The organism is Nocardia sp. NPDC051570 (genome assembly GCF_044454005.1).
Classification (GTDB): Bacteria; Actinomycetota; Actinomycetes; order Mycobacteriales; family Mycobacteriaceae; genus Nocardia.
In genome coordinates this window covers 1-5,058 of sequence record NZ_JBITDI010000058.1, presented here as the reverse complement: position 1 = coordinate 5,058, position 5,058 = coordinate 1, and the positions used below count along the sequence as shown (strand labels likewise).

At 63.1% G+C, this 5,058-nt stretch carries 4 protein-coding genes; 2 read left to right on the top strand and 2 right to left on the bottom strand.

Features of this window, described 5'->3' with window-relative positions; genetic code table 11:
- Positions 1–244: 244 nt before the first annotated feature.
- Positions 245–712 (bottom strand): MarR family winged helix-turn-helix transcriptional regulator, encoded by a 468-nt coding sequence (locus ACIA76_RS43585; protein WP_397161444.1) that lies wholly within the window; start codon positions 710–712, stop codon positions 245–247.
- Positions 713–816: 104 nt separating this feature from the next.
- Here ACIA76_RS43585 and ACIA76_RS43580 point away from each other — a divergent pair, with 104 nt between their 5' ends.
- Positions 817–2,388 (top strand): nitrilase-related carbon-nitrogen hydrolase, encoded by a 1,572-nt coding sequence (locus ACIA76_RS43580; protein ID WP_397161442.1) that lies wholly within the window; start codon positions 817–819, stop codon positions 2,386–2,388.
- Positions 2,389–2,764: 376 nt separating this feature from the next.
- On the opposite strand, the gene ACIA76_RS43575 is transcribed toward ACIA76_RS43580, so the two are convergent.
- Positions 2,765–3,316: a BTAD domain-containing putative transcriptional regulator gene (locus ACIA76_RS43575; protein ID WP_397161440.1), complete on the bottom strand. Its 552-nt coding sequence runs from the start codon at positions 3,314–3,316 to the stop codon at positions 2,765–2,767.
- A 1,491-nt stretch (positions 3,317–4,807) separates the two neighbouring features.
- Between ACIA76_RS43575 and ACIA76_RS43570 the strand changes: the two genes are divergently transcribed.
- Positions 4,808–5,002, top strand: coding sequence for a hypothetical protein (locus ACIA76_RS43570; protein ID WP_397161438.1), 195 nt, complete (start codon positions 4,808–4,810; stop codon positions 5,000–5,002).
- Positions 5,003–5,058: the final 56 nt, after the last annotated feature.

The window sequence follows — 5,058 nt, the reverse complement described above, 5'->3', positions numbered from 1 at the left end:
CACAAACACGACATGATCACGCGGTGGCCGCCCTGCTACCAGCAGCCCCGTCCACCAGCGCTGCCGTCACCAACGAAGTCCGGCTGGAGTACTAGGTCGCTCAAAAATGCGGGCGTTCGGCCTGCCGATCCGGTCCCCGCACCAGATCGGTTGGCCGACATAGCATTCGGCGCGGCTGACCACGGTAATTCCGATGTGCGGTTGTCCTGAATTGCTCGACATCGCTGTCCATGGCGATGGTGCGTCAGTTCGTATCTGTGGCGGCTTCGGTCTGCGCCGGTTTCGCTCGTGCGGCCTTGGTCAGTAGTCGGCTGAGTTGGCGCTGCTCTGTCGGGCTGAGTTGGGCGATGGGTGACCGGGTGTGCATTGCCGTTGCGAGTTGTCGCCGTACTTCGAGGCCGCGCTCGGTGAGGGTCACGATCTTGGCCCGTCGGTTCGCCGGATCGATCTCTCGGGTGATCAGGCCCTTGTCCTGGAGGCGGTCGGCGAGGAACGTCACGGTGGACGGGTCGCAGCCCAGGTCGGCGGCGAGTTGCCGCATCGACGGGGTAGCGGACGGCTCGATCTTCCACAGGGTGTTGGCCATGACAGCGGTCAGCCCCAAGTCACCGACGGTGTCAGCGAGTAGCGCATTGGTTTGCTCGGCCACGGCGAAAACCAGGTCCAGCACGTCATAGACCAGCGATTCTTCCGCGTCCGCATGCTCTGCCACAACCCCACAATAGTTGGATACTCAAACACTTGACAACTCCAAGTATCGGCATGAGAGACTGCAAACACTTGGACGCTCCAAGTGTTCGACTCAGGAGATCTCGAATGACCACGGGTACAAGCAAACTGCGATCCGACACCCTCGACGTTGACACCAACGCGCCGTCCAGCATTTCGCCGAGGGTCGGGCAACCGCCGGATCGGTGGCGCTATCTGTGGCTCGGCGCCGGTGCAGTCCTGTCGTTGTTCGCGGTCAACGGCCGATGGGATATCCCGTTGGCCGCATGGGCCTTCTCGATTCTGCTGCTGCGTTTTTCGCGAACCAGCCGGCCGGCCGTCGGCATCGGCCTGGTCTGGCTGGTCAGCGTTGGAGCCGCGATGTTCTTCCTGTGGCACGTTGCCGTTCCGCTGACGGGCATGACCGCACTGGGCGGGCTGAGCTTCGGCACCGTACTCACCCTGCCCTACCTGATGGACCGCCTGCTCGCGCCGCGGCTCGGCACGGTCGCAAGCCTGCTTTTGTTCCCGATGGCGCTGGCCGCGTGCGAGTTCCTGCTGGGAGTTTTCGGTCCGTTCGGCACGGCCTACGGCCTGCTCGCCGACACGCAATACACCAACCCTGCTCTGCTGCAGGTGATCTCACTGACCGGCCCGTACTCTATCGGGTTCCTCATCGGCGCCCTCGCCACCGTCGTGAACTACGGGTGGGAGCGATCACTGTCCTGGCGCACCGCCCGCGTACTCGCCGTCTATGCGGCCGTGCTCGGCGTCGTGATCGTCGGCGGCAGTGCACGATTGGCATTCTTTCCGGTATCTACTGCCCAGACCGTACGCATCGCCGGTATCAACCCGAGCACGGCAGCCTTGAACGCGGAAATGAAGGCACTCGGCCAACTCGGATTCGACCCGATGGCCATACCCCGCTTCGACCCGGCCACGGTGCCGCTGGAATCGAACGCGGTCATCGACGGCCTGTTCGATGACACCCGGAAGGCCGCTCGAGCCGGCGCGAAAATCGTTCTCTGGTCAGAGAACGCGGCCAGGATCTCGGTCCCGCAGGAACCGGCGCTCCTGGCCGCCGCGCAGGCCGTCGCCCGAGACGAGCAGGTGTATCTGGACGTCGCAGTCAACGTCTACCTACCGACCACACCCTACGGCCGTGACGAGACACATTTCATCGGACCGGACGGCGCGCTGTTGTGGACTTATGAAAAGGCCCATCCGATTCCGGGCCTGGAGACCTACACCCCCGGAGACGGAAAGGTGCCCGAGGTGGACACGCCATACGGTCGAATCGCGAGCGTGATCTGTTACGACGCAGACTTCCCGGCCATGATGCACGCCGATGCCGACATCATGCTAGTGCCGGGCGGCGACTGGCCACAGTTCGGCCGGTTGCACACCCAGATGTCCAGCCTGCGCGCGATCGAGAACGGCTACTCGCTGGTCCGGCAGGACTTCAACGGCTGGTCGGCCGCCTACAACCATCACGGACAACCCATCTCGACACAGGACACCACCGTCGATCACGACCCGTGGATCGTGGACGTCCCAACCCACGGCACCACCACTCTCTACCGACTCACCGGTGACATCTTCGCCTGGCTATGTCTGGCAGGCACGCTCGTGCTGACCGGTATCGCAGTTATCCCGCGACGCTCGGCAATTCGACACTGACCCCAGAACGGAAACGAAGGCCACCAGCCCCTGTCCGTCAACGCACCCTATGTCGCGGTGCGGTCCTCGCACCGCGGCAACCGAGTCTCCGGTGAACGCGCTGTCGTCGACACTCGCCAGAGCCCGAAGTGATCGACGCGGGCAATAGCCTTGCCGACGCTCTCGCCGAAGCGACGACGGATCTTGGGTGCCGATTTACGGTGAGCGTCGGCAGCGCGCCGATATCAATGGCACGCTTCGGCGGCCTGCCCGGCACCAGGTAGCCAATAGCGGGCACCATCGCGGGTGCGATCGAGGCAACCGGCCACGACCAGATAGCGGCATGCTCCCAGTGTCATGCCACCACTCGCGCTGTCACAACCGGATTTCGAACCGGTCACACGACGGCTCGCGACAGCAGACACAAACGCTGTGCCGCGACGTGCAGTGCCTCGGCCCGGCGGCCCGACCGGTGCAGCGCCAGCATCCACTGCCCCACCAATCGCTCATCCAACGGACGTCCGACAACCCAAGCGGGCAGCACACCCGACAACTGGATGTGCCGACCTGCTCTCAGCATCCTGTCGACCCGCTCGTCCTGGACCGCGGCGTGCTCTGCCTCCCACTGCCTGCAGACCTCGGCCAGCCAAAGGCTGTCGAGCCCGGTGAACGGCTTGCCGCGCCATAGTCGCAGCGCCTGCTCCAGCATGTCGGCGGCTCGAGAATTGTCGTCGACCCGACGGGCTTCAGTGGTCAACTGACGGAACCGGTGCAGACCCACCGCGTCCGGGTTGGCCTCGACCACATAGCCGCCGGCTCGCCGGGACAGCGGCACCCCTGCTGCGCCCAGCGCGCGCCGGAGCCGGGAAACGCAGCCGAGCACTGCCTCTCGCGCCCGCACCGGCGCCTGCTCACCCCACACGCGATCGACGAGCACATCCACCGTCATCGGACGGCCTCCCCTGCGCTTGGTGTTCCCTGCTTCTCACCCGCATCGATCAGCCGATTCCATGTTTCCCCAACGATCACGCGAGGCCAGTGAGGCAACCTCACTCCAGGCGGACACCGCTGGACCGCCAATCACGAGTCAAATATGATGCTGCACACCATAGTTCGATACATCGCCAACGATCTCAACGAGACGTAACGTGATGTCGATTCACAACAGCGTTGTTGCACAACCGGTTTGATCAGCTGTCAGTCCCGGTAAGCATGCTGAACCGCCGATGTTGAAGCGGCCCAACAGGTTCGAGGACGCCAGCGGAATCAGACACTGGTTGTCCAACCAACCGTCGAAGGAGGAGATCCTGCCCCCGCCACGGCCATCAGGGGGCAGACCGGCGATCGCAATCAAGTAATCCGAACAGCGGGCAGTGATGCAGGGCATGGAAACGGTGCCATCCGCACCGCTGCCTGTCAGCGAAAGTAGAAAGCAATGTCTCACACTATTCTCGGTAAAGTCTTGACCGCATCCGCGACAGCGGTTGTAGCCCTGGGCCTGTTCGTATCGATGCCCGCGACAGCAGCGGCACCAGCGGACGGCAATCCCGGCGTCGAGTCTGCTACACCAGACGTGGGTCCTGCCACTTCATCGCCGGAGACGGATAGCTCACAACCCGCTACCGCATCGAGACAAGCTCCTAGCGGAACCTCCAGTGGACCCGGAAAGGTCACTTGTCCATCGGGCTACTTCTGCGCCTATCCGTATGACAACTATGGAAGTTCGGACCGGGTACCGCCTTTCTATATATCCGGCTGTGGGACAGTTGACATTCCGGACAACTTTCCCCACAGCGGCGGGTCGTGGTCGAACGCCACCGGAAGACGAGCGGCCTTTCTGGGAAAAAACCATCAGATACTGAGCTATGCAAATGTCAATGCTTATACTCCGCACGGTAACTGGCGCCCCGTGTGGTCCATCAAGACCTGCGCATAGCGCGAATCTGTTCGCACTTCTCACTGAAAGCAAGTAGAAGGCCGGGCGCCCTGGGCCCGGCCTTTTGACAGCCGTGTCCCGATGCCGTCCACCGTGAGTGCGGACCCACGCCCCCTTCGCATTGTCGCCTGCCAGCGTATGGACCACCGGTTTGCTGGGGGCCTGGGACCGGGTTGGGTCCGGTCGCGGGCCGTGTACTGGTGGTGACCCACGACCGGGCCGCCGGTAATCCGGATCGGTGGGGTGGGATGGTTTGGCGGGTCGGGGTTTCTTCTCGATGACCGCTTCGCCGGACAACACGGTGGCCGCAGTCGAACCATACTGGCGGGCAATACGTTTCAATGAGTAGCGGGCGCACCGACCCGACGGGTCGACCCTGTGGGCAGATCATGATCGAGGAAGACGATATGACCGGTTTCGATGCGAACATCTGCCGATTCCCCATCGAGACGCGAGGGCAGTGCCCAAGACAACAACCGATAGTTGCGAAACGGAGATCGAACCATGACCACCTCAGCCACGGATGAGACGACTACGGTCGAGACCGTTGATGCGCCCGCTCCGAATATTGCGCGCAGGCTTGCGGTCGAAGGTATCGGCACATTCTTTCTCGTCTTCACCGTTGGAACGGCAGTGCATGGCGGGAGCTCACTCGCGCCGTTAGCCTCGATCTTGCAGGGCGGTAGCGGCCTGGCTTGATCGGGTTCGGATTGGTTTTTCGATGGTATCCGGGTCGTCGGGTATGGCGGGGCGAC